30 protein-coding genes are annotated in these 23,852 nt (G+C 33.9%); 13 read left to right on the top strand and 17 right to left on the bottom strand.

The window, feature by feature from the left end; translation table 11 throughout:
• Window positions 1–47: 47 nt before the first annotated feature.
• The 15 genes from HM987_RS12945 to HM987_RS13015 all read right to left on the bottom strand — a co-directional run bounded on the left by HM987_RS12945 (window position 48) and on the right by HM987_RS13015 (window position 11,430).
• Entirely contained in the window at window positions 48–614 is a 567-nt protein-coding gene (locus HM987_RS12945; RefSeq protein ID WP_179008486.1) for a CIA30 family protein, read from the bottom strand.
• Window positions 615–888: 274 nt separating this feature from the next.
• Window positions 889–1,242, bottom strand: coding sequence for a 6-phosphogluconate dehydrogenase (locus HM987_RS12950; RefSeq protein ID WP_179008487.1), 354 nt, complete (start codon window positions 1,240–1,242; stop codon window positions 889–891).
• Between the two features lie 408 nt (window positions 1,243–1,650).
• On the bottom strand, window positions 1,651–2,274 hold the full coding sequence (locus HM987_RS12955; RefSeq protein WP_179008488.1) for a sulfotransferase family protein: 624 nt from the start codon (window positions 2,272–2,274) through the stop codon (window positions 1,651–1,653).
• A 280-nt stretch (window positions 2,275–2,554) separates the two neighbouring features.
• Window positions 2,555–3,223: a hypothetical protein gene (locus HM987_RS12960; protein ID WP_179008489.1), complete on the bottom strand. Its 669-nt coding sequence runs from the start codon at window positions 3,221–3,223 to the stop codon at window positions 2,555–2,557.
• Window positions 3,224–3,382: 159 nt separating this feature from the next.
• Window positions 3,383–3,829 (bottom strand): hypothetical protein, encoded by a 447-nt coding sequence (locus HM987_RS12965; RefSeq protein WP_179008490.1) that lies wholly within the window; start codon window positions 3,827–3,829, stop codon window positions 3,383–3,385.
• 116 nt (window positions 3,830–3,945) lie between these two features.
• A complete protein-coding gene (locus HM987_RS12970) occupies window positions 3,946–4,350 on the bottom strand; it encodes a hypothetical protein (protein WP_179008491.1) in 405 nt (134 codons plus the stop codon).
• A gap of 188 nt (window positions 4,351–4,538) precedes the next feature.
• Window positions 4,539–4,970, bottom strand: coding sequence for a hypothetical protein (locus HM987_RS12975; protein ID WP_179008492.1), 432 nt, complete (start codon window positions 4,968–4,970; stop codon window positions 4,539–4,541).
• 144 nt (window positions 4,971–5,114) lie between these two features.
• Window positions 5,115–5,651 (bottom strand): hypothetical protein, encoded by a 537-nt coding sequence (locus HM987_RS12980; protein ID WP_179008493.1) that lies wholly within the window; start codon window positions 5,649–5,651, stop codon window positions 5,115–5,117.
• Between the two features lie 134 nt (window positions 5,652–5,785).
• On the bottom strand, window positions 5,786–6,229 hold the full coding sequence (locus tag HM987_RS12985) for a carboxypeptidase-like regulatory domain-containing protein (RefSeq protein ID WP_179008494.1): 444 nt from the start codon (window positions 6,227–6,229) through the stop codon (window positions 5,786–5,788).
• A 122-nt stretch (window positions 6,230–6,351) separates the two neighbouring features.
• Window positions 6,352–6,756, bottom strand: coding sequence for a hypothetical protein (locus HM987_RS12990; protein WP_179008495.1), 405 nt, complete (start codon window positions 6,754–6,756; stop codon window positions 6,352–6,354).
• 174 nt (window positions 6,757–6,930) lie between these two features.
• Window positions 6,931–7,638, bottom strand: a complete 708-nt coding sequence (locus HM987_RS12995) for a hypothetical protein (protein WP_179008496.1) — start codon at window positions 7,636–7,638, stop codon at window positions 6,931–6,933.
• 146 nt (window positions 7,639–7,784) lie between these two features.
• Window positions 7,785–7,973, bottom strand: coding sequence for a hypothetical protein (locus HM987_RS13000; protein ID WP_179008497.1), 189 nt, complete (start codon window positions 7,971–7,973; stop codon window positions 7,785–7,787).
• 18 nt (window positions 7,974–7,991) lie between these two features.
• A complete protein-coding gene (yidD, locus tag HM987_RS13005) occupies window positions 7,992–8,348 on the bottom strand; it encodes a membrane protein insertion efficiency factor YidD (RefSeq protein WP_179008498.1) in 357 nt (118 codons plus the stop codon).
• Window positions 8,349–8,507: 159 nt separating this feature from the next.
• Entirely contained in the window at window positions 8,508–9,071 is a 564-nt protein-coding gene (locus tag HM987_RS13010) for a hypothetical protein (RefSeq protein ID WP_179008499.1), read from the bottom strand.
• A gap of 313 nt (window positions 9,072–9,384) precedes the next feature.
• Window positions 9,385–11,430, bottom strand: a complete 2,046-nt coding sequence (locus HM987_RS13015; RefSeq protein WP_179008500.1) for a dipeptidyl-peptidase 3 family protein — start codon at window positions 11,428–11,430, stop codon at window positions 9,385–9,387.
• Window positions 11,431–11,523: 93 nt separating this feature from the next.
• Between HM987_RS13015 and HM987_RS13020 the strand changes: the two genes are divergently transcribed.
• Together HM987_RS13020 and crcB are read left to right on the top strand one after the other, a co-directional pair.
• Window positions 11,524–12,543: an SRPBCC family protein gene (locus HM987_RS13020; protein ID WP_179008501.1), complete on the top strand. Its 1,020-nt coding sequence runs from the start codon at window positions 11,524–11,526 to the stop codon at window positions 12,541–12,543.
• Between the two features lie 226 nt (window positions 12,544–12,769).
• The gene (gene crcB / locus HM987_RS13025; RefSeq protein WP_179008502.1) at window positions 12,770–13,135 is read left to right on the top strand and encodes a fluoride efflux transporter CrcB; all 366 of its coding nucleotides are present in this window, start codon (window positions 12,770–12,772) and stop codon (window positions 13,133–13,135) included.
• Between the two features lie 475 nt (window positions 13,136–13,610).
• Here crcB and HM987_RS13030 read toward each other — a convergent pair whose 3' ends face one another.
• Window positions 13,611–13,979, bottom strand: coding sequence for a DUF1801 domain-containing protein (locus tag HM987_RS13030; RefSeq protein ID WP_179008503.1), 369 nt, complete (start codon window positions 13,977–13,979; stop codon window positions 13,611–13,613).
• A gap of 31 nt (window positions 13,980–14,010) precedes the next feature.
• Between HM987_RS13030 and HM987_RS13035 the strand changes: the two genes are divergently transcribed.
• Entirely contained in the window at window positions 14,011–14,982 is a 972-nt protein-coding gene (locus HM987_RS13035; protein ID WP_179008504.1) for a transglutaminase domain-containing protein, read from the top strand.
• Between the two features lie 5 nt (window positions 14,983–14,987).
• Here HM987_RS13035 and HM987_RS13040 read toward each other — a convergent pair whose 3' ends face one another.
• Window positions 14,988–15,341 carry a hypothetical protein gene (locus HM987_RS13040; RefSeq protein WP_179008505.1) on the bottom strand — a complete coding sequence of 118 codons (354 nt, stop codon included), beginning with the start codon at window positions 15,339–15,341 and terminating at the stop codon, window positions 14,988–14,990.
• Between the two features lie 357 nt (window positions 15,342–15,698).
• Here HM987_RS13040 and HM987_RS13045 point away from each other — a divergent pair, with 357 nt between their 5' ends.
• The 10 genes from HM987_RS13045 (at window position 15,699) to HM987_RS13090 (ending at window position 23,837) form a co-directional block, all read left to right on the top strand.
• Window positions 15,699–16,310 (top strand): hypothetical protein, encoded by a 612-nt coding sequence (locus tag HM987_RS13045; RefSeq protein ID WP_179008506.1) that lies wholly within the window; start codon window positions 15,699–15,701, stop codon window positions 16,308–16,310.
• A 12-nt stretch (window positions 16,311–16,322) separates the two neighbouring features.
• The gene (locus HM987_RS13050; RefSeq protein ID WP_179008507.1) at window positions 16,323–16,613 is read left to right on the top strand and encodes a hypothetical protein; all 291 of its coding nucleotides are present in this window, start codon (window positions 16,323–16,325) and stop codon (window positions 16,611–16,613) included.
• 3 nt (window positions 16,614–16,616) lie between these two features.
• On the top strand, window positions 16,617–16,913 hold the full coding sequence (locus tag HM987_RS13055) for a winged helix-turn-helix domain-containing protein (protein ID WP_179008508.1): 297 nt from the start codon (window positions 16,617–16,619) through the stop codon (window positions 16,911–16,913).
• A gap of 7 nt (window positions 16,914–16,920) precedes the next feature.
• A complete protein-coding gene (locus HM987_RS13060) occupies window positions 16,921–17,691 on the top strand; it encodes an oxygenase MpaB family protein (RefSeq protein ID WP_179008509.1) in 771 nt (256 codons plus the stop codon).
• A 91-nt stretch (window positions 17,692–17,782) separates the two neighbouring features.
• A complete protein-coding gene (locus tag HM987_RS13065; protein ID WP_179008510.1) occupies window positions 17,783–19,168 on the top strand; it encodes a DUF4153 domain-containing protein in 1,386 nt (461 codons plus the stop codon).
• Between the two features lie 330 nt (window positions 19,169–19,498).
• Window positions 19,499–20,014, top strand: coding sequence for a Coq4 family protein (locus HM987_RS13070; protein ID WP_179008511.1), 516 nt, complete (start codon window positions 19,499–19,501; stop codon window positions 20,012–20,014).
• A gap of 93 nt (window positions 20,015–20,107) precedes the next feature.
• A complete protein-coding gene (locus tag HM987_RS13075; RefSeq protein WP_179008512.1) occupies window positions 20,108–20,722 on the top strand; it encodes a SanA/YdcF family protein in 615 nt (204 codons plus the stop codon).
• Between the two features lie 18 nt (window positions 20,723–20,740).
• The gene (locus HM987_RS13080) at window positions 20,741–21,148 is read left to right on the top strand and encodes a ribosomal maturation YjgA family protein (protein ID WP_179008513.1); all 408 of its coding nucleotides are present in this window, start codon (window positions 20,741–20,743) and stop codon (window positions 21,146–21,148) included.
• Complete coding sequence (locus HM987_RS13085) at window positions 21,136–21,792, top strand: DUF1361 domain-containing protein (RefSeq protein WP_179008514.1); 657 nt, start codon at window positions 21,136–21,138, stop codon at window positions 21,790–21,792. Before HM987_RS13080 ends, HM987_RS13085 begins: the two co-directional genes overlap by 13 nt.
• Before the next feature lie 140 nt (window positions 21,793–21,932).
• Window positions 21,933–23,837: a TlpA family protein disulfide reductase gene (locus HM987_RS13090; protein WP_179008515.1), complete on the top strand. Its 1,905-nt coding sequence runs from the start codon at window positions 21,933–21,935 to the stop codon at window positions 23,835–23,837.
• The last annotated feature ends 15 nt before the right edge of the window (window positions 23,838–23,852 follow it).

Here is a 23,852-nt window from a genome sequence, read left to right on the forward strand (position 1 = left end):
TATTGATCTCATTAGAAACTAAGTATTGTTTTATGGCACTATTGAAATTAATGCACTGCTATGGATTCTATCAGTATTTCGAAAGTTTCCTCTTTGTTATTACCAATCAACAATTGCATTTCAACCACATTTTCACCAGCATAATTAGGGACATCTACGGGTTCACCATGGTATTTAGCTTCCATTTTCTTAAACGGAATTGAGACGGTTTCCCATTGCCCATCAGCTTTGGTAGAAAACGTATAGCCATATAAATGACGTCCATTTGGCGTTCTTACGCGGAAGTTGTAGTCTTTACCATCGCCATTTAAGCGCAATACAAAAGCGCTCATCTCATCCGTTAGATTGTAAGGATCCTTTTCCACCGTTTGATGGATGGAACAGAAACCACCATTATTTTCTAAGGACACACTGCCAGAGAAATGTGCATTATTATCGGCTGTCATTTGAAGCTGGCTGTTGGAGCGACCGCCCATAACGACATCATTTTGTATGCGCCATTTACCCTTGCCTTGTTGTGGAAAGCTATAAAGCATCACTACGGGTGAATCCGCTTTAATGTTGTCTGTATTATGACGTTGTTGGTTGCTATTATTTTCATTTGATTGAGCCATAAGAAAAGGTATTAGAATTAAAATTAGTATTCGCATCATAGTATGATTTCAATTACAATAGAGTTTTACTTCTATAACCCTATTAGTGATAAGAATATACGATTTTACCAGGTTTGACTTGAGCTCTTTTGCTCTTTTGTTTGCCTTAAATAATTATAAAAATTAGGTCTTGAAATTAGGTTTCGCCTATGAGAATTTTTTCTTTAACTAAAACGATTGGAATAGACGCGTCATAGCCATGCAACATTTATGGTATTTACTTTTGAAAACATCTTTACTCGGGCCTTTGAACCTTTTCTACTTTTTTAATATAGTATTTGGTGTCACCTAACCAGAAAAAGGTTTGATAACGTTCAATATAGGTGAGTTTTACAAATGTCCCTTGAAGATTTTGAAGTTTATTTATGACCTCTTGCTCACCTTTTTCAACTGAAAAATTAAATTGTAGCTCTTCAGATACGCCTTGACTTAATTTCCCTTCCCATGTTTTAAAAATCACCCCTTTTTTACTGAACTTCACTAAATCACCTGATCTCACGCCTTCACTATACGTGACGAAGTAAGCAAAACAGAAGTAAGCCACTAAAATAAGTAGGACACCAATAACTATTTTAAGTAAGAATTTCATGATCAGTTCTATTGAAAGTTAATTCAAATTTAAGCTATTTTAAGGATACCATTGTTATTTTGGATTAATGATTGATATGAACTTAATGCTTTTTTTTGGGGCTTAAAAGTATAAGCTAGCGCTTGTATGTGACGAGAAACGTTTAAGATGATAATATTAATAGGCTTGCTTACTATTATGGACAATCGTTGCGCAAGAGTGCCATTGAGAGAATTTATAAAAGTACTCTATTGAAAAATTATTGGGATTTCGCTTGTTTTTTAGCACCTTACTTTATTGGAAACAAACTCTAATAAATTATCAAAATAGTAAAGCTACTTATTATTCATTCAAATGATAATTAACTATAAATTAAAATATTAGTATATAAGACGAATATGACCGCTAATCTAAATTGCACATTACTTATTAGCTTCCAGAATTTACCAACTCCCAAAACTCCTCACGATTATTAGTACGTGGAAAAGATTCATGGGGCACAGGCGAATTAAGGAATCTACAAAGTGGCTCCCATCCGTCTTTTACTTGATACACAAGCAATTGTTCTTCAGGAATAATTTCTTTTACAGCCTTATTATGAGCTATAAATCCATTGATTAATCCATCTTTATCTACTCCTTGTGGAAATCCACTTTTAGCGAGGACAAGAGTAACCATATCCAGCCAATCGTGCATTTTTTCAGGTGCCTTATCCTTTCCCTCGATTAATTTAAGAATGGTTGAACCAAAACTATCAGCCCAATTTTCTGGGTTTCGCTCGGTCAATATAAATTTGGCTGTTGGGTATTCTTTTAGTAATTCACGAAAAAAACCAGCTGTTGGCCAATCTACCGCGCTATTAAAACCATCGTAAATTGCGCTCCAATTCGAATTGCCTTTTATGGCCTCTGACCAAAGTTGAACTTGTGGATTCGTATTTTTCAAGACCTCTTCCATATGGTAACAAGGGCCATATCCAAGTTGATTAATTGCTAATTTAAGAGAATAAGTACCAGTTCTCCCAAGGCCTGCTCCGATAATATTAATTGCCATAATTTTACTTTTTTAAGTATTAACAAGTTTTAACCAAATAAAGATAATCAAAAATATAAAAACTAAAGTTATAATTAACTGTAAATAAAAGATTTAACCCAAATGAACATTTTTTTTATAACAGCTTTTTGTCAACGGTTTTGGGAAAGATTAGTTGGGTAGTTTAAGCACCTAATTTAGTAAATAAAAACTGAACAGAAAATCCACAACTCACAATACTTCGGGATTTGTAAGTAGGCTAGAGCTAGCTATGAATTATACAAATGGTTCTAAAACTTTATTAACTTATTTTAAAAGTCTGTTTTATTCTTGCCAAAGTAGTTTTTGATTCTTTACTATTTTGTCTTGCATCATTTAGTGAATCTTGAAATACTAGAAAACTCTTTTTTCCACTTTTGTCAATTACTTCTAAAACATCTAACTCAAGGTCAATACCAGCAAGATTAACGGATAATTTTATTCCGTTCAGTTTAGAAGTATTTAGTTGATTGGATATTTCTGTTGTAGAACAATTTGACTGTCCGAATTGACTTATCATTTCATCTACATATTCTTCTACGTCCATCTCAACCATTGGTCGGATAACCATAATCTTAAAGTCATTGCCTGATAGAGTCCAAATATCATTCGTTATGGACAAATCCGCCTCGAAAGAATACGTTCTAGGATATTCAAATTCGAGATTATTATGTGGAAATAGTTTCCATTCATAAACTCCAATTGTTGTTTCGGATTCTTTATCCAATCCTTTCCATTTTTTTGGTTGATTTTCTACGAAGTATTGAATTTCACCTTCTGATTTAAGTTCAAAAATTAATGGTGGCTCCTCATTTTTAGATAAACTAATCTCAAAATCTTTAAAATTGATTTTTGATTCTTTACTGTTCTCACAAGAGGTTAAAAAGAATACAACAATCAATGGTATTAAAATAATCGAAGGGTTTTTCATAATATTTTACGACAGTCTAGTGTATGATTTCTTTGCGTGTTTAAGCACTAAAATTAGTATATAAATCACCGATAGAATCCCGATAGCTATCGGGAGCGAGGACTTTCTTAAGTAGGCTAGAACTAGCAATGAATTATATACGCTGTTAGCAGTTCATTTTTATTTTTTCATAATAAATCTCAGTTTTTCTTTTTTGAATTTATATTCAATTTCCTCAAAATTTCTTTTTTCAATTATTTCTCTTTCTTTAGGGTCAATTACAAAACTAACTTTAGTAATCCAAGTATTTGAAACATTCGAAAAGTCAGAGTCAATTTCTTTTTCATCAGAATCAATTTCAATTTCATAATCTTCCGTCAGTATATTTATTTTAGTTCCTCGAGTTGTTTTTAAGTCAAAATGACTCAGAATAGTAGAGTTCATAAATAAAAAACCATTTAACTCCTGAAAATTCACCCAAAATTGACCTTGCCTTGATTCAGCTATTTTAATTCCAGAAATATTATTAATTTTCTCTTCAGTATGAGTGTCAACGTGCAATCTTTCCATTGCTCTTATATTTCCAAGAGCTGCTAAAATTTCATCTTTTTTTCTTAAAATATTCATTTCATTGAATTTTTACATGAGTTTTGCTAAATGACTGCAATCTCGCTATATAATAACTTTTATTCGTTATATCCTGAAATATTTCAGGAAAATTCATAAGCGCAAAACAGGAATTTTTATAGACTACGTTGTGATTGTGTACTTTTATTTTCTATCGCAGCTTTCAGTTTTTTATAATTTTTGTCAATATAATAGAAATTTGGTAAAATTATTTTAGAAATTTTTCCATTCAAGTTATATAATATTACTCCATTTTCTAAAGATGAAATATTTTCAATTCGGATTGGGTCAGATAGATGATCGAGGTACAGGAAATCTTTGTCAAATGAAAGATCTGTCGGTTTAGGGACTTGTTTTTTTAAAATAAAAATTCCAAAAAGTACAAATATTGAACAAAATACGATGGCTCCTACCTCTTGTGCTATTATACAGTATATCAAAAATGTGATTCCACCAACAACTATTACTCGGGCGGTTAGATATTGAAAAAAATATAGTGTAGAGTCAATCTTTTTATTCATTTTTTCCTTTCAAAATTTGATTTGATGTACCGTTTTGGCATTAAATGGTCTGGTGCACATTTCGTTGCGTGTTTAAGCACCCAATTTAGCAAATAACGTCCGAATAGAAAATCCGCAAGTCCCAAAATATTGGGATTTGTAATTAGGCTTGCACTAGCAATTAATTTTATACAGAGTTCGCACAGTATTTATTCCTTACATATTTTTCCATTCATAACTTCAATTTCTCCTTTAACATCTAATGTTGCTTTAAAGTAAAAACATCTTCCTTCTATTTTTACCATTTCAGTTAAAATTCCGTTATTATCATTGACAAATTTTTGGTATTCGGATAGCTCCATTTTCGATTCGTCATATTTTACTCGATAAGTACAGTCGTCAATCCATTCAATTTTTTCATATGGACTTTTATTAAAATCCATTCCAAGAGTATTTTCTGGATCTTCAACTATTTCCCTTTGTTCATTTTCATTTCTAATTATTCGATATGTCAGAACAGTTTCATTATCAGCAGGAACATAGAAGTTTCCATTTTTAAAATCCAAACAAGTTAATTCTTGAGCAAAAGAGTTTATGCCTATTAAAAGCAATGTAAGAAGTAGGGTTTTCGTTTTTTTCATAATATGTGTATGATTTCGTAGCTTGTTTAGGCACCTAATTTAGCAAATAAAACTGAATAGAAAATCCACAAGTTCCTACACTTAGGGATTCATAAATACGCAAGAACGAAACAATTTTTAATACACGATTTATTATAAGTAGTTTTATTTTATTATCTCTTTTATTATTCTGCCCAATGCTCCTTTCGTTCCGTCTGTCACGGTTTTATCAGCAGATGGAAAATCCCAATAGGAATTTCCCATATGAGTATTATGTTTTGTGTGCAATAATAAACTTCCATTCGCATCATAATATTGCATTTCTACTTCCGTGTCTTCACTAACTCCAATCGGAATAAACATACTGCTATACTTTACGTTCAAAAATTTTAGTTGAGTTAATATCATACCATCTAATTGGTTGTCCACACAAAGATTTTTAATTTCATCCGCATGTACGCTTTCAAATCCGTCAAAATTTTCAACAACTATTTTATCTGACTTTATGTTTTGCGTTGCAAGTTGGTTTGTCATTGTACTGTCATATATTTTCGCACTTCCTTTTACTATTTTGTCCATGATATCCTCGTTTGCAACTTGACTAAATCCGACTTTGGTCGGCTTATTAAAATCCGTTTCCGTTCTGTAAAGGGTTTTAGTTCCCATTGCACCACAACTTACTAGTACGATTGATAAAATCATTAAAACGAATTTTGATGTATTTCTCATAGTTTCTCTTAATTTATTTAAAACTGTTTTTATATGAAAGATTGCGGGTTTGGATGCGAGGATTTTTTAAAAGAAAATCAAAAGCCAGCAGTGCCATACAGCATAAGCTAGAGCTTTTTTAATGTTATTTTCGGTTTAAATACAATTCCTTTGCAAGCATTTAGGTTTTCATTGTATTTACTATTTTCCTCTGCATTATAGTCCGTTTTATAAGTGTCGTATCCTTTTTTTGAAACCTGAAAATTTGCATAACAGTAAACAAATGGCAAATCAAGTGGTGTATGAAACCATTCAATTTTAGATTTTTCGCTAAGTTCGAAATTCCCATTTAAGTCAGTCGTATCCGTTTGTGATTTAAATAGTTCATAGTCATTATTTTTTAGCTCCTTTTCTTCAATACGTGCGACTATGGCGTTTTGAATCGGGTTTCCATTTTGGTCAATGACCTGTCCAGTTATTTTAGGTAGATATATGACCTTTTCCGGTCGAATAAATAGGCCTATCAAAAATAGCAGAATAGCAATTATTATAATATTTCCGATTTTTTTCATGAATGATCGCTAACGGATTTTTATATGGAAAGTTGGGTTTCTGTGTGCGAAGATTTTCCGTAGGAAAATCCGATGCGAGCAAACAAAGTAACTAGCATTGGTTGAGAATAAAATAGCTATTTTTATATACTACGTTGTGCTTGTGTACTTTTATTTTCTATCGCAGCTTTCAGTTTTTTATAATTTTTGTCAATATAATAGAAATTTGGTAAATTTATTTTAGAAATTTTTCCATTCACGTTATATACTATTACGCCATTTTCTAAAGCTGAAATATCCTCAATTCGGATTGGGTCAGATAGATTATCGAGGTACAGGAAATCTTTGTCAAATGAAAGATCTGTCGGTTTAGGGACTTGTTTTATTAAAATAAAAATTACAAAAAGCACAAATATTGAACAAAAAATGATGGCTCCTACCTCTTGTGCTATTATACTGTAAATCAAAAATGCAATTCCACCAACAACTATTACTCGGGCGGTTAGATATTGAAAAAAATATAGTGTAGAGTCAATCTTTTTATTCATTTTTCCCTTTCAAAATTTGATTTGATGTACCGTTTTGGCATTAAATTGGTCTGGTGTACATTTCGTTGCATGTTTTAAAACCCAATTTAGCAAATAAATCAAAGATAGAAAGTCCAAGCCTTTCCTAAGTAAGCTCTAAATGCAATGAATTATAAACATTGATGCCCACAGTATTTATTCACGCTGCGAGTTTAGACAATTCTGATTGTAATAATCTAAAACTTCCCATAATTTGTCATTCGAAAACTCTTTATTTTCTACTTTTTCAATTAATGAGTGACAGTTTTTAAAGTATTTTTTCATAGATTTCTTGAAACCTTTTGCAAAAGGTAAACCTTTAGTGTATAAATGTTCAATTTGCTCACTTTCTCCAATACCAACATAATAACTGTATCTGGGAATATTGACTATTATGAAGCTATTACGAGGTCTTTGTCCAACACTTATTTTCTGACCATTATCTAATTCAATAGTTTGCACAGGTTCATTTCCAATTATGGGTATCGGCTCGTTAGAAAATGAATTGGATAAAACACTTCCTTCATAAATCCTAACATATAGACTTAAACTATCAATTGAAACTATTTCAACAATCTCTGGATATTTTTCACCATCTATATATTTATATCTGAATTTTCTATAATAGTTATTTTCAAGGATATTTATTCCAACGATTTCTTTTGATTTATAAGTTCGGTATTTGAGAGTGTCATTCTTAAATTTAACAGAAACAATAGATGATATACCGCTTATCTTTCCAATTCCATTAATGCGAGAACTATCTTTTAAAATTAATACTGATTTGCCTTGTTGTCCAAAAGTTAAACTGCTTAGGGCAAGCAAAAATATAATTGACAATTCTCTCATAATTTTGGGTTTCATATTGTGGGCAACATCTATGTATATGGAAAGTTGCGTGTTTGTGTGCAAGGATTTTCCGAAGGAAAATCAGAAGCTAGCAAACAAGCAACTAACTTTGGTTTAGCTAAAACCAGCATTTTTTTTATAGGGTGTTGTAAAACGTTTTTTTATTCTTTCGTATAAACAGCAAGATAAGTTATTGATGGCGAACCAATTCCTAAACATCCAGGTTTTTGAACTTGAAAAACAGAATGAAACTTATAACCTTGTTCCGAATATTTGTTAAATCTATTTTCAAGCCCAGTAATTGCTTTGCTTGAAAATTCAGCTCCGATTTGTTCAATTTTGTATTGCATCCTTTATAATTTATTTGGTTAATTTAATTGGTCAATTCCGCCATTTTCTGGTCGGCAACGTTTCAGTCGGTTTATTGTAAGTGACATTCCTCTAAGAAATCCCTTTTCTCGAAAAGAGAGTTCAGAATATCGAGAACAACTTGGGTCGAAAACACACCTATTTCCTAATTTTTCTGAAATATTGTTTTGATAAAATCGAAGTGTTCTGACTACAATATTCAACCAAATGGGCTTTTTCGGAATTGGTAAATTCTGAATTTCTAAATCAAGTTTTGTGTGTTTTGTAAAATGTCTTTGAATAATAACATAATCCTTTTCATTCGCATTTATTTCAAATGAATTTTCTTCAATTTCAATGTTTTCTGTTTTATTCATTGTTTTGTCAAAAATGTTTTACAACGTGTTTGTATAAAGAAAGTTGCGTGTTTGTGGGCGAGGATTTTCCGAAGGAAAATCAGAAGTTAGAAACGAGCAACTAACTTTGGTTTAGCTAAAACTAGCAATTTTTTTTATACGGTGTTGTAAGTAGTTGTTTTAATTTCCAATCATTTCATTATAATATTTTCTTCTATAATCAGAACTTACTTGTTCAATTTCTTGTGCTTGTCTTATTAGTCTTTCAAGTGGTGTGTTTAAAATTGTCCTATAATAATCTACGTCAATAAAGCTTTTCCAATACTTTAGCATAGTTTCGTCATTTTTATAATCAAGGCAATGTTCGTATCGTATCATTACATTAACTTGACTTATTGCTTTTCCTAAATCAGTATTAGTTCTGTTAATTGGATATTTGTCAATTTTCTCTAAAAAATCAATACAAGTTTTAGCATATTCAAGGACTTTCTTGTCGTAAGTAAAATTTTCAATGTTTCTTGGAAGCCAAGTAAAATAATTGAAATCCGTTTCCATAAATCTTTTTACCGTATATCCTTTAAATACAGTAAAGTGTAATTCAGATTCTAAAGAATATTTTCTTGCACGTAGAATTCCGTTATCGTGAGTGACTATGTTTACATTCGCTTTGTCGGTTTTCCAATTTGAGTTTGATTCCAATTCCGAAATTTCTCTTACTATTTTTTCTCTAAAAACTGAATTCATAATTTCTGTTTCGTTAGTTGCGCTCAATTACTTACAACTCATTATATAATAACTTTTATTCGTCATATCCTGAAATATTTCAGGGATACTAAAACCTTCTTCCAGTTTTTACAGGCTATAAAACTAAACAAATCAATCAAGACGTCTATACGTAAAGTTACGTATATTTTCAAAAAAATGAGATTGGTATATTACTGTAATTCCCTGAATCTTATTACATAAGAAATAACAGGCTCATAAATCCTTAGGTTTTCACAAAAAAAAAGCACCTACAATACTGTAAGTGCTTTTTAAAACTTATAAGCCTAAGCGTTTAATTCACCTCAGGCAAATGGCTATAGTTGGAGCTATAGTTTAACATTTGCTGCGCAAAGGCGTTGGGTTGGGTAACTTTAATCGCTGTAATTTCACCTGCATCATCCATTTCAGGCACTAAAACAGGATTCACAAAACCACTATAAGGTGGTGACGGAAATTGCTCGTTACGCGCCTTGACTTCCTTGTGTATGGCTTGATCTACTTTTACACCATACCCTTCAACCAAGTCTTCTACGGCTTTAAAATCACCTTCAGACTTAATACGCTGTGTCTCTCTTAATAACTGACCGAAAATCTCGTGCAATTTTTCATAATCATTGATATTGAAATAGGTTTTGCCGTCTTTGGTGACTTTTTCAATCACGTTGTCTTCCTTTCCTTTTTCGTAAGCCCAAGCTGAAACCCATTGTCTGTTTCTCATATGTGCTTCTTCAACATCATCACCAACATCCAAACGGATTAATTGCGTCATCAATCCATTTCTAATGTAACCGTCGTAAGCCGCTTTTCCTACTTTTTTCCAATCGTCGACCAAGCCTAATTCTTGTAATTTAGGATTGTACAAATAATATAAACCGACTAAATCGGCGCGTCCTTCTTCTAAAGTAGAAGCATAATTCTTTAAGGTTTCCTTAGTCTCACCAACACCAGGATTTAACTGTCCTGAGGCATGACCAATCACTTCGTGCAAAGCCGTGTGTAATTTGTCCGCTAGTTGTCCGTATTCTTCTTCGAGCTGGATTTCCTCTTCATCGTGTGCAAATTCCTTTAAGCGACCTGTTCCACCTGCATTATTGTAGGCATTGATAATGTTTCCTAAAGACACTGATTTACTTCCTACAGCTGCTCTAATCCAGTTGGCATTTGGTAAATTAACACCAATTGGCGTGCTTGGCGAGGCATCACCAGCTTCACCTGCAACGTTTACGACTTTGTAAGTGACACCAACAACGCTATCTTTTTTGTGATCGTCCATTAAAGGCGAATTATCTTCAAACCATTGGGCATTTTCAGAAAGCACCGCCATTTTTTCAGACATATCAAAATCGTTGATCTGAACAATAGTTTCGTAAGACCCTCGGTAACCTAAGGGATCGTTATAAACTTCAATAAAACTGTTGATATAGTCAATATTGCCTTCCGTTGCAGCCGTCCAAGCGACGTTATAATCGTCCCAAGTTTGCAGATCGCCTGTTTTGTAATAGTCTATGAGCAGTCCAAGTGCATCGCCTTGTGCTTTATTTTCGGCAACGCCTTTTGCTTTTTCCAGCCACTTTACGATTTCGTCAATGGCTTCACCGTATAATCCGCCAGATTTGTAAACGCGCTCTTTTAAAACACCGTTTTCCTTAACCAGTTTAGAGTTTAAACCAAAAGATAAGGGCTTTTCTGGATTAGGCGATGTTTTCTTCTTGTAGAAATTAGCCACATCGGCATTGGTCACATCCGGACCGTAAAAGTTCACGGCAGATTCCAATACATTATCAACCCCTTTGGCTTGATTTACCTTTTTCGCATCCTTATCGTTGAACAATACGTCAAACGCTTCGCCTTCTAAGGTGGTGTTGGTGGCCGTCAACAATTCATTAAGGTAGTCTTTCGAAAATTTTGGTTTTATCTTCGCATTGGAATAATGATGATGAATACCATTACTGAACCATATACGTTTAAGGTAGGTTTCAAAATTTTTCCAATCGTCAGTGGTTTTATCGCCACTAAATTGTTTATATACATTTTCTAGTGCACGTCTAATTTTTAAGTTATGTCTGTAATTCTGATCCCACATAATATCACGACCTGCCAAACCTGCTTGAGTTAAATAATACACTAATTTTTGTTCTTTTAAACTCAGATTCTCCCAGCCAGGTATCTGATAACGTAAGATTTTAATGTCTGCAAATTCTTCAACATTATAGTCAAAATCAGCTTGTGCCGTTTCAACCGTTTCAGTTGGTTCTTCCTTTACATCTTTTTCGTCGTTCTTACAGGCCACAATCAACAGGGCAAAAAGACATATTTTCAATAATGATTTCAAATTCATTTGTTTAGTTTTTAGTTGTAGACAAATGTAATATATATATCACATATCATAAAATGATTATATTTGATCTACTACAACCCATAAAGTCAAAAAATGAAAATCTTAAAATATGTGTTATTGCTGCTGCTCATCCTTGTGATTGGCGTTTCAATTTATATTGCGGTACAACCAAATTCGTTTGAAGTTACGCGCACCAAAACCATAAATGCACCACAATCTGTGGTGTATAACAATGTGATTGATTTTAAGAACTGGGAAGCTTGGAACTCTTGGAAGGAGGAAAATCCTGAAATCGTTATGACTTTTTCAGAACAAACCAAAGGCGTTGGTGGTTCTTATTCTTGGGAAGATGAAGATGGTGTTGGCACTATGAAGACGATTGCTACCAATCCAAAATCTTCCATTACCCAAGAAATGCAATTTGAGGACATGCCAAAGTCTGATGTGAATTGGGAATTTAAGCCAAACGACGATGGTACAACAGATGTCACTTGGACTATTTCTGGTAAGGATTTACCATTTGGTTTTAAAATGTTTTCGGCATTTATGGGAGGCATGGAAGCGCAAATTGGCCCTCATTATGAAAGGGGATTAACCTTATTGGATAGTGTGGTTCAAGCTGAAATGAAAGTCTATAGTATTAATGTCCAAGGGGTCACTCAGCATAGTGGTGGTTATTACCTCTACAATACCACCTCTTGTAAGTTCAGTGATTTTGAACAAAACATGAAAACAATGTTGCCCGAAGTTGGTGCTTATGCCACAACGCATAACATTACCATGGCTGGATCACCTTTTATTTTGTACCATAAATGGGATGAAGAGAATGATGCGGTTATTTTTTCGTGTTGCGTACCAACGAACTCTAAAGTGGTTACTGACGACGCTGATATTTTAACAGGAAAACTAGAATCTTTTAAAACTGTAAAAACCGTTTTAAAAGGTAATTATTCCAATCTGAATGAAGCTTGGGAAACCACTATGACTTATATTGCTGACAATAATTTAGAAATGGTTGAAGGTGGCGCGATGCTCGAAACTTATATTACAGATCCTATGGGTGAACCGAATCCTGCGAAATGGATAACTGAGATTTATGTGGAGGTGGAGTGAGTTGGAAGCGGGAAGTTGGAAGCGGGAAGCATGTAGCTTGGAGTTTGGAGTGTGGAGTGTGGAGTTTGAAAATTGACGGAAGATGGATGACAGATGACGGAGGACTGAATTACTGCAGAATTCCAACTGAAGACCCGCCCGAACGTGCCTTTTCGGTACGGGCAGGCTGAGGACTGTCTACTGAGGACTGCCAACTGGATTGAACACTGAATAAAAAAACTAAAATTTGAAACAACTCATACTCGTCTTCCTTGGTGGTGGTTTTGGAAGTGTACTCCGTTTTATCATTGGGAAATGGCTCAATAATTCTGAAACTGGAATTCCTTATGGTACGTTTGCGGCTAATATTTTGGGGAGTTTATTAATCGGGATTATTCTTGGTTTGGCGACTAAAAACGAAACGCTTTCCCAAAGTCAGACTTTACTATTAGCGACTGGTTTTTGTGGAGGGTTTACGACCTTTTCTACTTTTGCTTATGAGAATCATGTGTTTTTGAAATCGGGTGACTTCATGAGTTTTGCCATTTATACGGTTGCTAGTTTTGTGGTTGGGTTTTTGGCTGTTTTTTTGGGGATGTGGTTGGTAAAGTAAATTCAAAACTTTAAATGGCAAATTCCAATTGGTTAACTAACCTTGTTACACAAAGTTTCACAAATAAAAATTTCGCAGAGATTACACAGAGGTTTCACGGAGATTCACAGAGGCTTTAATAGTTTAGACTAGTTAAGCTAATAACATAATAACATTTTCACCTTAACTGTGATTGCAGACCCGCCCGAACGTGCCTTTTCGGTACGGGCAGGCTGAAGACTGCCAACTGAAAATCTCAAGCAATACCGAAAGCCTTCGGCAGCAAAGACGTAAAGAAAAACTACGCAGAGATTCGCAGAGGTTTCACGGAGATTCGCAGAGCCTTTTAGAGTTTCGACTAATTAACCTAAACAACATAATAACTTTTTCTCCTTAACTGTGACTGCAGACCCGCCCGAACGTGCCTTTTCGGTACGGGCAGGCTGAAGACTGCCAATTTACCCCTTTGGGGAAATGTCCGAAGGACAATGGGGAACTAATTCTTCTTATAAAACCCCTTCTCTTTCATACCTTCTACTTCTTTTAAAATTGCAATAAAAACGGCATCATCAATATCGTCCAGTGTTTTGTATCGTAATGATTTTACGACTTTACGTTTTTCGGTAATTAAATAGGCGTCCCACTTTTTTGATAAATGTGCAGAATGCCAAAAACCGACATCGACATAATCTTTACTTTTATTGAGGTAGCATATTGGACGCTTATCAATGTAGTAACAAGGCATTTTCCATTTGTACAACAGATCTGCCTCTGGTAAGGTGTGTTCTATCAATACTTGCAAATGCAAATAAATGGATTTGTAAGGTTCAGCTTGTTTGAGGATATGTGCTTCGGCTGGATTCAAAACTGGAATAATTTTTGTCTAAATTAGCCATATGAAATCTTTTTTACTAATCTTTTTTCTAATTTCAATTCAACTCAGTTTTTCACAAAGCTACGCAAGCATTGACTCTATTGTAAGTACTTATCCTAAAAAGTTTAAATCCATTGAACAATTTGCCAATAGAATTAGACATGATTTTGAAACTGATATTGAAAAAACTAGAGCCGTATATTTTTGGATCGCAAATAATATCACTTACGACTATAAAACATTCCGAAAAAATAAAAAAAATAAAAAAATCCGTTCAAAATCCAAAGCAGATTATGAGGCAAAGCTTCATGTTTACAATCGAAAATTAGCTCGAAAAGTGCTGAGGAAAAAGTCTGCAGTTTGTGAGGGCTATTCAAGATTATTAACAGAAGTGTTAAGAGATTTAAACATCAACTCTGCCGTAGTTACTGGCTATGCTAAAACTTATGTTCAAGAGATTGGGAGAAAAAGAAGCACTTCAAATCATGCTTGGAATGCCGTAAAGATTGATGGCCAGTGGTACCTTATAGACGCGACTTGGTCAACAGGAAACAGTATATATAACTCCAAATTTTTCAATTTCTCAGATACTTATTTTATGATTGACCCCGAAAAATTAGTGCTGACGCATTTCCCTGACGACAAGCAATGGCAATTATTAGACCAACCTATTTCAAAAACTGATTACTTTAATTTTCCAATCTTTTACAGTGCCTACCATACCTCAGGACTAAAACTTGAGAATAAAACAAATGGCTACATCACCACTAAAAAAGATTCAGTAATTAAATTGGTCTTTTCGAGTATTAAAAAAGAAACAACTTATTATTACTCATTTGACAATACAGGTCTTTCGGATGAAATAGAGTTTATAAATGAAAATGGAAATTTTATAGCTTTTATTCCCTACAGAGATAAGCGAAGAAAAAATTTGACCGTTTCCGATGGTCAATTAGCATTACTAAAGTTTAAAGTAAAATTACTTTCTCCTTAGTTTTTCTAAAACAGACCTAATATTCCAATAACAATAAGTGCAATACCAATGATCGCTTTAAAAGGCATCAACTTTGCCGACAGCTTTCTTAAACTAGTTTCTAAGGCAGGTACTTTTTGAAATACATGAGTCAACAATAAAATACCGCCTAGTATACTAACGATATTGAATAACAGACCATCCCAAAACTCCAGTATCGCCAATACGATTAAAGCAATCCCAATCGCTGTTTGAAAGGGTGCTAAAAAGCCAGCTATTTTATTAAAAAAATCGCGTTCGCCATCCCATTTGTCCAAGGTGGCTAGACCGAGTAAAATGCCTCCGGAAATATTTGCAATGGCTAATAGTAGTTCTATCATAGTTGTTTATTGTTACAAGCCCCTTTGTCCTGCGGACATTTCCCCATAAGGGGAAAGAAAAAGTGCTCCGTGATTAATATTTTCGTTTATTCCTCTAGCACCTGCCTGGCAGATTGGTTTGTGCCTTTTCGAGAGATTTTCAGCCAATAGTTATCCTGCATATTTAATCTATTGTCTGTTACATTTGCCAATTAGTTAAGGCTTTAATTCTATTTTATTTGTTCTATCCTCTATCCTCTATCCTCTATCCTCTATCCTCTATCCTCTATCCTCTCGATAAATTTAATCAAATCTCGAAAATAAATTTGTTCAGATGGAATATTTTATTTTACTTTGTATTTCAAAGTACTTTTAATTATGAGCGAAAAAGATTATCTAAAAGACATTAGTGAGATTAAAAATCTTATGAATAAATCCTCACGATTTATTTCCTTAAGTGGATTATCGGGAGTCCTCGCAGGAATTTACGCTTTAATTGGTGCTGCAATTGCCTATTGGCTCGTCATAAATTTTAGCAATGGTACTTTGTACATTTTTTACGGTTGGGTATTTTGGACGGTTATGTTTGTACTCTTCATGGTGGCGCTGTTAAGTGCGGTTACAGGAATTATACTGACCACACGAAAAGCCAAAACAAATAATGAAAAAATTTGGGATACGTCCTCTAAACGATTACTTTATAATTTTCTAATTCCACTTGCCGTTGGCGGTGTGTATTGCCTGATCATTTTGAGTCAAGGCAGATACGGACAAACGGGAGGTTTAATGCTTATTTTTTATGGCTTAGCTTTAGTCAGTGCGTCAAAATATAGTATTGGCGATATCAAATATCTAGGCTTTATTCAAATAATATTGGGCTTAATCGCGAGTTATTATCCAGGTTATGGCTTTTGGCTTTGGGTCCTAGGATTTGGAATTATGCACATTATTTATGGGACTTGGATGCATTTTAAATATGATACTAAATAAACTTATTCTATTATGGATTTTCTAAACAAAAGACGAATAGCAATTTCAAGTCTAATAATTTTAATATTGTTAGTACCTTTAATAGCCATGCAATTTACTCAAGAAGTGAATTGGACGGTATTTGATTTTATTGTGGCCGCAACACTTTTGACTATTACAGGCTTAGCCATTGACTTTATTTTCGAAAAAGTAAAATTTAAAAATAAGCGCATATTAATTACAATCATTATTATCGCAATTTTAATGATTATATGGGTTGAACTTGCGGTTGGTATTTTCAACACACCCCTAGGAGGAAGCTAATTAATGAGCATAATCACAAACATAAATAAACTTTTTGACCACAGGATCAGGCTTGGCATCATGTCAATTCTTATGGTAAACGAGTACGCCGATTTTAACATGCTAAAGGAATTATTAGGTGCAACGGACGGGAATTTGGCAAGCCATACCAAAGCGTTGGAAAAAGCAGACTATATTTTAGTTGAAAAACAATTTATTGGTCGGAAACCAAACACAAGATACAGTGTTACAAAACTTGGCAAAGCAGAGTTTAAAAAACATATCGAAGCACTAGAAAAATTAATCAATAAAACAGAATAGGAACACAATGCCATCAGAACCATTTGTAAATAAAAATTCAATCGTCAGGGAGATCTGGGGAACAAGCGACACCATTCTTTTGGTTTTTGCTGGTGCTTCTGCAGAATTTGCTTTGAACAAGGCTGTGGATTGGCTTTATTTTACGGGTAAGTTACCGTCAGATCCTTTGGGCAGATTGTTTTCAACCGTGAATTATGCAAAAGCCATTGTGTTTTCAGAAAAAGATGCTGCGATAAAAGCTATTGATCATATTACGGCAATTCACACTGCTGTTGAAAATAAACGTGGCGAAGCAATTCCAGAATGGGCCTATAAGGATGTCTTGTTTATGTTGATCGATTATTCCATTCGTTCTTATGAAATCTTAGAGCGACCATTACACATAGAAGAAAAGCAAGACGTACTCAATGTATTCATAAATGTTGGTCAAAGGATGGGATTGAAAAACCTTCCACTCACCTATGCCGACTTTCAAACAACACGAAATGATCACTTGAATCAAAACTTAAAAAACGGACATTACACCAAAGATCTATACAAGCAATACCGAAAACATTTAGGGATTTTTAGATATCGCCTATTATTGGAATCGCAGATACTTTTATTACCAAATACCGTAAGGGAATTATTGAAACTTAGAAAACAATCGTTACTAGCACCATTTATTCCTATCTATAAAATTTGTCGAAGTTTGAAAATCGATTGGGTATTAAAAGATATCATTTTACCATCAGCCTATAAACAAGAAATCAAACGATTGAATATAACATCATCATAAATTAACGCAACAATAGTTCGACTACGTTCAGTACGTCGCATTTTTTTTAACCATTTACTTTGTAATTCAAAGTACTTTAAGACAAAAAACCATGAAAAAATTAATGCTCTTCATTTCAGCCCTTTTATTTAGTACCTTCTTCTACGACCAAAATATTGGACTCAACCTGTTTCTATTTAGTTTGCTTACGGTTGTAATTCTTTTTATTAATAATCAATCACAGTTTAAGAATCGGAAAACCATTATCTACACTATCGCTTACCTCATAACGGGATTAACCATGTTTTTCCATAGCTCCACACTTTCGGTAATTGCCAACTTAGTGGCCTTTTTCACCTTAATCGGACAGCTTTCCGAAACTAAATCTTCCATTTATGTGAATTGGCTCAATGGTTTATACACCACCATTGCAGGTTTTTTCCATCGGAATTTTGCACTTCCAAAACCAGAAACAAAAGCTGAAGAAAAGACACAGATCGATTATTTACATTGGGTAAAAATTATCCTGATTCCTGCAGTTATTGTTGTGGCCTTTATTGCACTTTACAAAGATGGAAATCCTGTTTTCAGTAACTTAATTGAAGCCATAGATTTCGGATTTATAAATGTGCAATGGGTATTAGTTGCAGGTTTGGGCTATTATTTATTCAACAATATTTATGCACCAATCGAAGTGGAACCTGCAACGGAAATCGATTTAAAAACTGATAATAATTTATTCAAAACGGATACGTTTTCCATTCCAAAATTAAAACAAGAAAACCAGTTAGGTGTTATCCTTATTTCACTTTTAAACGCTTTAATCGTACTGTATTTAATTACGGATATCGCTTTTCTAACAGCACAGCAAGATATTAGAGCTTCGGTGTATTCGGCACAAGTGCATAGCGGCATCAATGCCTTAATTGCTTCCATTGTCATTGCCATAATGATTCTACTGTATGTGTTTAGAGGCAATCTTAATTTTTATGAAGACAACACAATCCTTAAACGCCTCGCCTTCACATGGATTATATTAAATATGCTGTTGGTGCTGAGTATCGTTTTTAAAAACGGTCAGTACATCTATTATTTTGGTTTGACCTATAAGCGTATTGGTGTTTTGGTCTATTTAATGCTTACCACCATCGGACTTGTAACCACCCTATTAAAAATTTATAATGTGAAAAACAATTGGTATTTATTTCGCATAAATACGCAAGCGGCTTTTATCATCCTCATTATTTCCAGCACTATAAATTGGGATTATCATATCACCAATTACAACTTCAACTATGCGCAATCCATGGATTTTGGTTATCTCATAGAGTTATCGGATAACAACACCTTATTACTAAGTGAGCAGCTTCAAGATAAAAAATTAGACGATGACGCCATTCAACGTATAGAATCGAAATACAATAAATACGTGTATCAATTGCGAACCAACAATTGGCAAGAATTAAAGTATGATAATTTCAAATTAAACGCTAAATAAAATGGCTGGATTAATCCTAATCGCGTTCGTAATTGTTGGCGGATTTACATTTGTAATTTTAAGACTAAGTGTCTCGTGTATGTTTTGGTCAGCTAAAACTTCAGAAGATATAATTAAGATATTTAAGCTCTATTTTCCGTATTACATTATCTGTTTATTCACACTCTGCATTTTAGCCATTATAGGATTAGACCGAAGCATATTTGCGATCTACTATTTCAGTTCCGTGTTCTTTATCTCACTTTTTATATGGAGTCGTAAAATAAAGTACCCTTCAAGATTCAAGAAAAACCTCAATAACACTTTAGAACCTCAACAACCCGAATTACCATGAACAACCTCTTCAAAATCGTAAAGCAAAAACGAAAGCAACTTATTATTTGGCTATTTGAACATTCGCAACGTATATACACGTCGTTATTCAAAAATCATAAGCCTTGGAACGTTAGCAAGTCCGATTTACTTAAGTTCCCCGAACCGAGTTTTGGTCGCCATTTGGGAGAATTCTTGGATACAAATAATTTCGAATTGATACCTAAAGTAGAACGTCACGATTGTTACCATGTGCTTTGTGGCTATAGCACCAAAGTAGAAGACGAAATTGCGTTACAATGTTTATGCTATGGCAACGGAAAACGCAGTCCCTATTTGTATGGCGCCATACTTCTTGGTATTGCCATTTTGCCAGATTACTATAAATACTATTATAAATCTTTCAAAACAGGAAAGGCCGCGCATGCGTTTCATCATTTCGATTATCAGAAACTATTAACGGTTTCCATTTCAGATTTTAGAGCTGCCATTTTTCCGAAGCCTGAATTAATAAACCTCAAATTAGCATCATGATAAAACTTTTTTATAAAGAACGATTAATTATGAACTACATAGTCTTAATTATAACTAATAAAATTCCTTCCCATTGGGAAGGTTAGGACGGGAATGAAAAAATTAAAAATCTTAATCCTATCAGGAGTTTGTGCGGCCGTTGGTGTGTTTTTAACTTTCCATTGGATAAGCTATAAAGCCAAAGGGTTCAACTATAATGACATCGATACTATTCCGAAAAACAAAGTCGGACTTGTTCTTGGCGCAAGTAAATACGCCCCAAGCGGAAACATCAACTTGTTTTACAAATACCGAGTAGAAGCGGCGGTTGATCTTTACAAAGCCGGAAAAATAGACTACATTTTAGTCAGTGGTGATAATGGAAGAAAAGGCTACGACGAACCCACGGATTTTAAAAGCGATTTGATCGAAAAAGGTGTGCCTGCTGAACGTATATTTTTAGATTATGCAGGATTTAGAACTTTGGATTCCATTGTTAGGGCCAAGGAAATTTTTGGTCAGAATGCTATCACTATTATATCACAGCGCTTTCACAACCAGCGTGCCATTTACATCGCTCAACATTATGGCATTGATGCTGTGGCTTACAATGCAAAAGACGTTTATAAAACACCTGCGAGAGAATATTTGGCACGTGCCAAAGCAAGTTTAGATATACTGTTTAATGTAGAACCCAAATTTTTAGGCGATAAAATCGTCATTAAATAAATTTAAAATTATTTCAACATGAAGCTTCAATTTAGCAAAAATTATTTGGCCTTGGCACACTTTCTGTTATTAGTGGAATTGGCCATTGCTTTCATCATAAAAACTGGATTTATTCGTTATACGTTTGGCGATTATCTCATCGTTATTTTACTATATGCAATTATCAGAGGATGTACCAACTTGAATGTGAGGGCTTCATGTTTGGTAGTCCTCTTGATTGCTTATGGGATTGAGTTTCTTCAGCTCACACCATTCTTAAGCTACTTCAATTTAGAAGATAGCTTTACGGCAAAACTTATTTTCGGCAGTACATTTCATGTCACGGATTTATTAGCTTATACCCTTGGAATTCTAACAGTTTTAGGCATTGAATCTTCGATTTCCAAAGTACAAAACTCAAAAAATATCAGATTATGGAAACACTAAAAACTATCGTTCAAACACGGTTTAGAACCTTATCACTCATTAGCGTGGCCTTAACCTTCAGTGTTATTTTATTGATGGTACGCATGAAATTGAACAAATCCTTTTTCTTTTTGTTTTTAATCTGGAATGTGTTTTTGGCCATCATACCTTATACCATAACTATGTACCTCAGCACCAAACCCAATCTCAGTAAATTGAAACTGACGTTGTGGTCATTGGTTTGGTTGGCATTTTTGCCAAATGCACCCTATATTGTTACAGACCTTATTCATATTAGAATAGGAAGCGACTCTCTTTTATGGCTCGATATTTTAGTGATTTTATCATTTGCACTGAGCGGCTTATTACTCTTTTATATGTCAATTTTGGATATGCAAAAACTTGTTAAATCTAAATTTGAAAAATTGCCCATTGAAACGATTAGCATTAGCATTCTATTTTTATGTGGATTTGGAGTCTATCTTGGTCGCTTTTTACGCTATAATTCTTGGGAAATTATTAGTCAGCCACACCTATTGTTTTTAGATATTTTAAATATTATCATGGCGCCATTTCAGCACTATGACGCTTGGTTGTTTACCTTAGGTTTTGGACTATTTTTGGTGGTTGGTTTTTGGATGTTTAGGAATTTGAATAAAATCTAAAGGTATAAGAATGAATTCATAATTCAATACGATTATCATTTTAGAATATTCACGTTATCCACTAGCTTTTAAAATCAATATTTCTTTTGAGTCTTAGTTCTTATTCATATCTTTAAATAAACATTTTTAATTATTATAAAATGAAAAAGATCACGCTCTTGGCATTTTTAATGCTAACAATACTCTCTTGCAAAAATGATAAGCAAGAAGAGAAAATTAACTCTAAAACTATTGGACAGCTTACTATTTCCAATGAAAAGCCGCAGCCTGGCGAAATGCTGGAAATCACTTATAAAAACGACAATGTTACGGACGCTTTTTACAATTATATGGTTGGTACAAAAAACTATCCTGTCGATATTGACTATGAAGCTTCCGAAAACGAGATAAAAGGCGCTATCAAAATCCCTGATTCTGCTGATGCCATTGCGCTTTTTTTTAAAGTAGGCGAAGATTACGACAACAATGATAAGGCTGGTTATATTATGCCATTATATAATAAGGAAGGCAACCCAATTCCTGGCAGTAATTCAGCTGCGGCCTTCTATTCTGTCAGAAACGGGAGTTTCTATGGTATTGAAGCAGACCCAGTTGATGTTGCCAAAGCTATAAAAACAGAAATGGATTCAAGTGCGGACCTTAAAAATAAATGGGAAACAGCGTATCTAAATTTAGCCTATAAAAACAATAAAGCCGAAGGCAAAACACTTATTGATAATTATTTAGTGGAGCTCAATGAAAAAGCCAGTAAATCTGAAGAAGATTATACAAACTTGATGAATTTCAATAATACAATTGGAGAAACAACAAAATCCGATTCTTTAAGAGCACTATTAATTGAAAAGTTTCCCAATGGAACTACTGCAAATTTAGAGTTAGCAAAACAGTTTAATACTGAAACTGATTTAGACAAAAAGATAGCAATTTTTGAAACCTACATGAAACGCAATCCTAGAATGGATAATTTTAGTGATGGTATGGCTAGCTCTTTAGCATACCTCTATTTAGAAAAAGACGATTTGGCTAATTTTGATAAGTATAGCCAAATGATGGTCGATAAAAACAGACGTGCTTATGGCCTAAACAATTTGGCATGGTCCTATGCAGAGAAGGGAGAACAACTTGATGTTGCAGAAAAACTATCCAAAGAATCCCTCAGTATTATTGAAGCGCTACAAAAAGATCCTAATGGAAAACCTGATTATGCTACGCAGAGAAATTACGAAAAAGGCCTAGAATCATCTTACAGTATGTTTGCAGATACCTATGCACTGATACAATTTAAACAAGGAAACGTAAAGGAAGCCATAACCTACCAAGAAAAGGCACACGACCCAAAGGCACAAGATGCAGAGGCAAATGCAAGATATATAAGTTACTTGATGGCAGACGAACAATATGAGTCTGTACTAGATAAAGCAGCCAAATTCATAAAGCTCGGTAATGGTAATGAGGATGTAAAAGCAGCTTATAAAAAAGCTTACCTAAATGTAAGTCCCTCAGCCAAAGACGTCAATGAAAAATTAGCCGCATTAGAAAAAGAAGGGTATAACAAAAGTGTTGCTGACATCAGATCAAAAATGATAGATGAGGCAGCACCACAATTTACCCTTAAGGATACTAAAGGTAAAGATATTGCTTTGAACGACTTAAAAGGAAAAATTGTGATTCTGGATTTTTGGGCAACTTGGTGTGGGCCATGCAAAGCCTCTTTTCCCGGTATGCAGAAAGTGGTGACTAAATACAAAGATGATGAGAACGTAACTTTGCTGTTTGTGGATACTTTTGAAAGTGGAGCAAACAAAGAACAACTCGTTGAAGATTTCATTTCTGAAAATAAATATGATTTTCATATCGTTTATGATATACAACCTGAAGGCTCAACTCGTTTTGAAGTGGCAGACAAATATGAAGTAACCGGAATTCCAACAAAAATTATCATAGGACCAGACGGCAAAATAAAATTCAGGTCTGTTGGCTATAATGGCTCAACCGATAAACTTATTGATGAAATGGATATAATGATTGATATTCTTAAATCTTAGTTCTGTAATTATTTA

Origin of the sequence: Winogradskyella forsetii (assembly GCF_013394595.1) — a bacterium.
GTDB lineage: Bacteria > Bacteroidota > Bacteroidia > Flavobacteriales > Flavobacteriaceae > Winogradskyella > Winogradskyella forsetii.

What these genes read in the sequence shown, in the direction of transcription:
- HM987_RS12945 (WP_179008486.1), bottom strand. Translation starts at nt 614, where the DNA reads ATGGCTCAATCAAATGAAAATAATAGCAACCAACAACGTCATAATACA.
- HM987_RS12950 (WP_179008487.1), bottom strand. Translation starts at nt 1,242, where the DNA reads ATGAAATTCTTACTTAAAATAGTTATTGGTGTCCTACTTATTTTAGTG.
- HM987_RS12955 (WP_179008488.1), bottom strand. Translation starts at nt 2,274, where the DNA reads ATGGCAATTAATATTATCGGAGCAGGCCTTGGGAGAACTGGTACTTAT.
- HM987_RS12960 (WP_179008489.1), bottom strand. Translation starts at nt 3,223, where the DNA reads ATGAAAAACCCTTCGATTATTTTAATACCATTGATTGTTGTATTCTTT.
- HM987_RS12965 (WP_179008490.1), bottom strand. Translation starts at nt 3,829, where the DNA reads ATGAATATTTTAAGAAAAAAAGATGAAATTTTAGCAGCTCTTGGAAAT.
- HM987_RS12970 (WP_179008491.1), bottom strand. Translation starts at nt 4,350, where the DNA reads ATGAATAAAAAGATTGACTCTACACTATATTTTTTTCAATATCTAACC.
- HM987_RS12975 (WP_179008492.1), bottom strand. Translation starts at nt 4,970, where the DNA reads ATGAAAAAAACGAAAACCCTACTTCTTACATTGCTTTTAATAGGCATA.
- HM987_RS12980 (WP_179008493.1), bottom strand. Translation starts at nt 5,651, where the DNA reads ATGATTTTATCAATCGTACTAGTAAGTTGTGGTGCAATGGGAACTAAA.
- HM987_RS12985 (WP_179008494.1), bottom strand. Translation starts at nt 6,229, where the DNA reads ATGAAAAAAATCGGAAATATTATAATAATTGCTATTCTGCTATTTTTG.
- HM987_RS12990 (WP_179008495.1), bottom strand. Translation starts at nt 6,756, where the DNA reads ATGAATAAAAAGATTGACTCTACACTATATTTTTTTCAATATCTAACC.
- HM987_RS12995 (WP_179008496.1), bottom strand. Translation starts at nt 7,638, where the DNA reads ATGAAACCCAAAATTATGAGAGAATTGTCAATTATATTTTTGCTTGCC.
- HM987_RS13000 (WP_179008497.1), bottom strand. Translation starts at nt 7,973, where the DNA reads ATGCAATACAAAATTGAACAAATCGGAGCTGAATTTTCAAGCAAAGCA.
- yidD (WP_179008498.1), bottom strand. Translation starts at nt 8,348, where the DNA reads ATGAATAAAACAGAAAACATTGAAATTGAAGAAAATTCATTTGAAATA.
- HM987_RS13010 (WP_179008499.1), bottom strand. Translation starts at nt 9,071, where the DNA reads ATGAATTCAGTTTTTAGAGAAAAAATAGTAAGAGAAATTTCGGAATTG.
- HM987_RS13015 (WP_179008500.1), bottom strand. Translation starts at nt 11,430, where the DNA reads ATGAATTTGAAATCATTATTGAAAATATGTCTTTTTGCCCTGTTGATT.
- HM987_RS13020 (WP_179008501.1), top strand. Translation starts at nt 11,524, where the DNA reads ATGAAAATCTTAAAATATGTGTTATTGCTGCTGCTCATCCTTGTGATT.
- HM987_RS13035 (WP_179008504.1), top strand. Translation starts at nt 14,011, where the DNA reads ATGAAATCTTTTTTACTAATCTTTTTTCTAATTTCAATTCAACTCAGT.
- HM987_RS13040 (WP_179008505.1), bottom strand. Translation starts at nt 15,341, where the DNA reads ATGATAGAACTACTATTAGCCATTGCAAATATTTCCGGAGGCATTTTA.
- HM987_RS13045 (WP_179008506.1), top strand. Translation starts at nt 15,699, where the DNA reads ATGAGCGAAAAAGATTATCTAAAAGACATTAGTGAGATTAAAAATCTT.
- HM987_RS13050 (WP_179008507.1), top strand. Translation starts at nt 16,323, where the DNA reads ATGGATTTTCTAAACAAAAGACGAATAGCAATTTCAAGTCTAATAATT.
- HM987_RS13055 (WP_179008508.1), top strand. Translation starts at nt 16,617, where the DNA reads ATGAGCATAATCACAAACATAAATAAACTTTTTGACCACAGGATCAGG.
- HM987_RS13060 (WP_179008509.1), top strand. Translation starts at nt 16,921, where the DNA reads ATGCCATCAGAACCATTTGTAAATAAAAATTCAATCGTCAGGGAGATC.
- HM987_RS13065 (WP_179008510.1), top strand. Translation starts at nt 17,783, where the DNA reads ATGAAAAAATTAATGCTCTTCATTTCAGCCCTTTTATTTAGTACCTTC.
- HM987_RS13070 (WP_179008511.1), top strand. Translation starts at nt 19,499, where the DNA reads ATGAACAACCTCTTCAAAATCGTAAAGCAAAAACGAAAGCAACTTATT.
- HM987_RS13075 (WP_179008512.1), top strand. Translation starts at nt 20,108, where the DNA reads ATGAAAAAATTAAAAATCTTAATCCTATCAGGAGTTTGTGCGGCCGTT.
- HM987_RS13080 (WP_179008513.1), top strand. Translation starts at nt 20,741, where the DNA reads ATGAAGCTTCAATTTAGCAAAAATTATTTGGCCTTGGCACACTTTCTG.
- HM987_RS13085 (WP_179008514.1), top strand. Translation starts at nt 21,136, where the DNA reads ATGGAAACACTAAAAACTATCGTTCAAACACGGTTTAGAACCTTATCA.
- HM987_RS13090 (WP_179008515.1), top strand. Translation starts at nt 21,933, where the DNA reads ATGAAAAAGATCACGCTCTTGGCATTTTTAATGCTAACAATACTCTCT.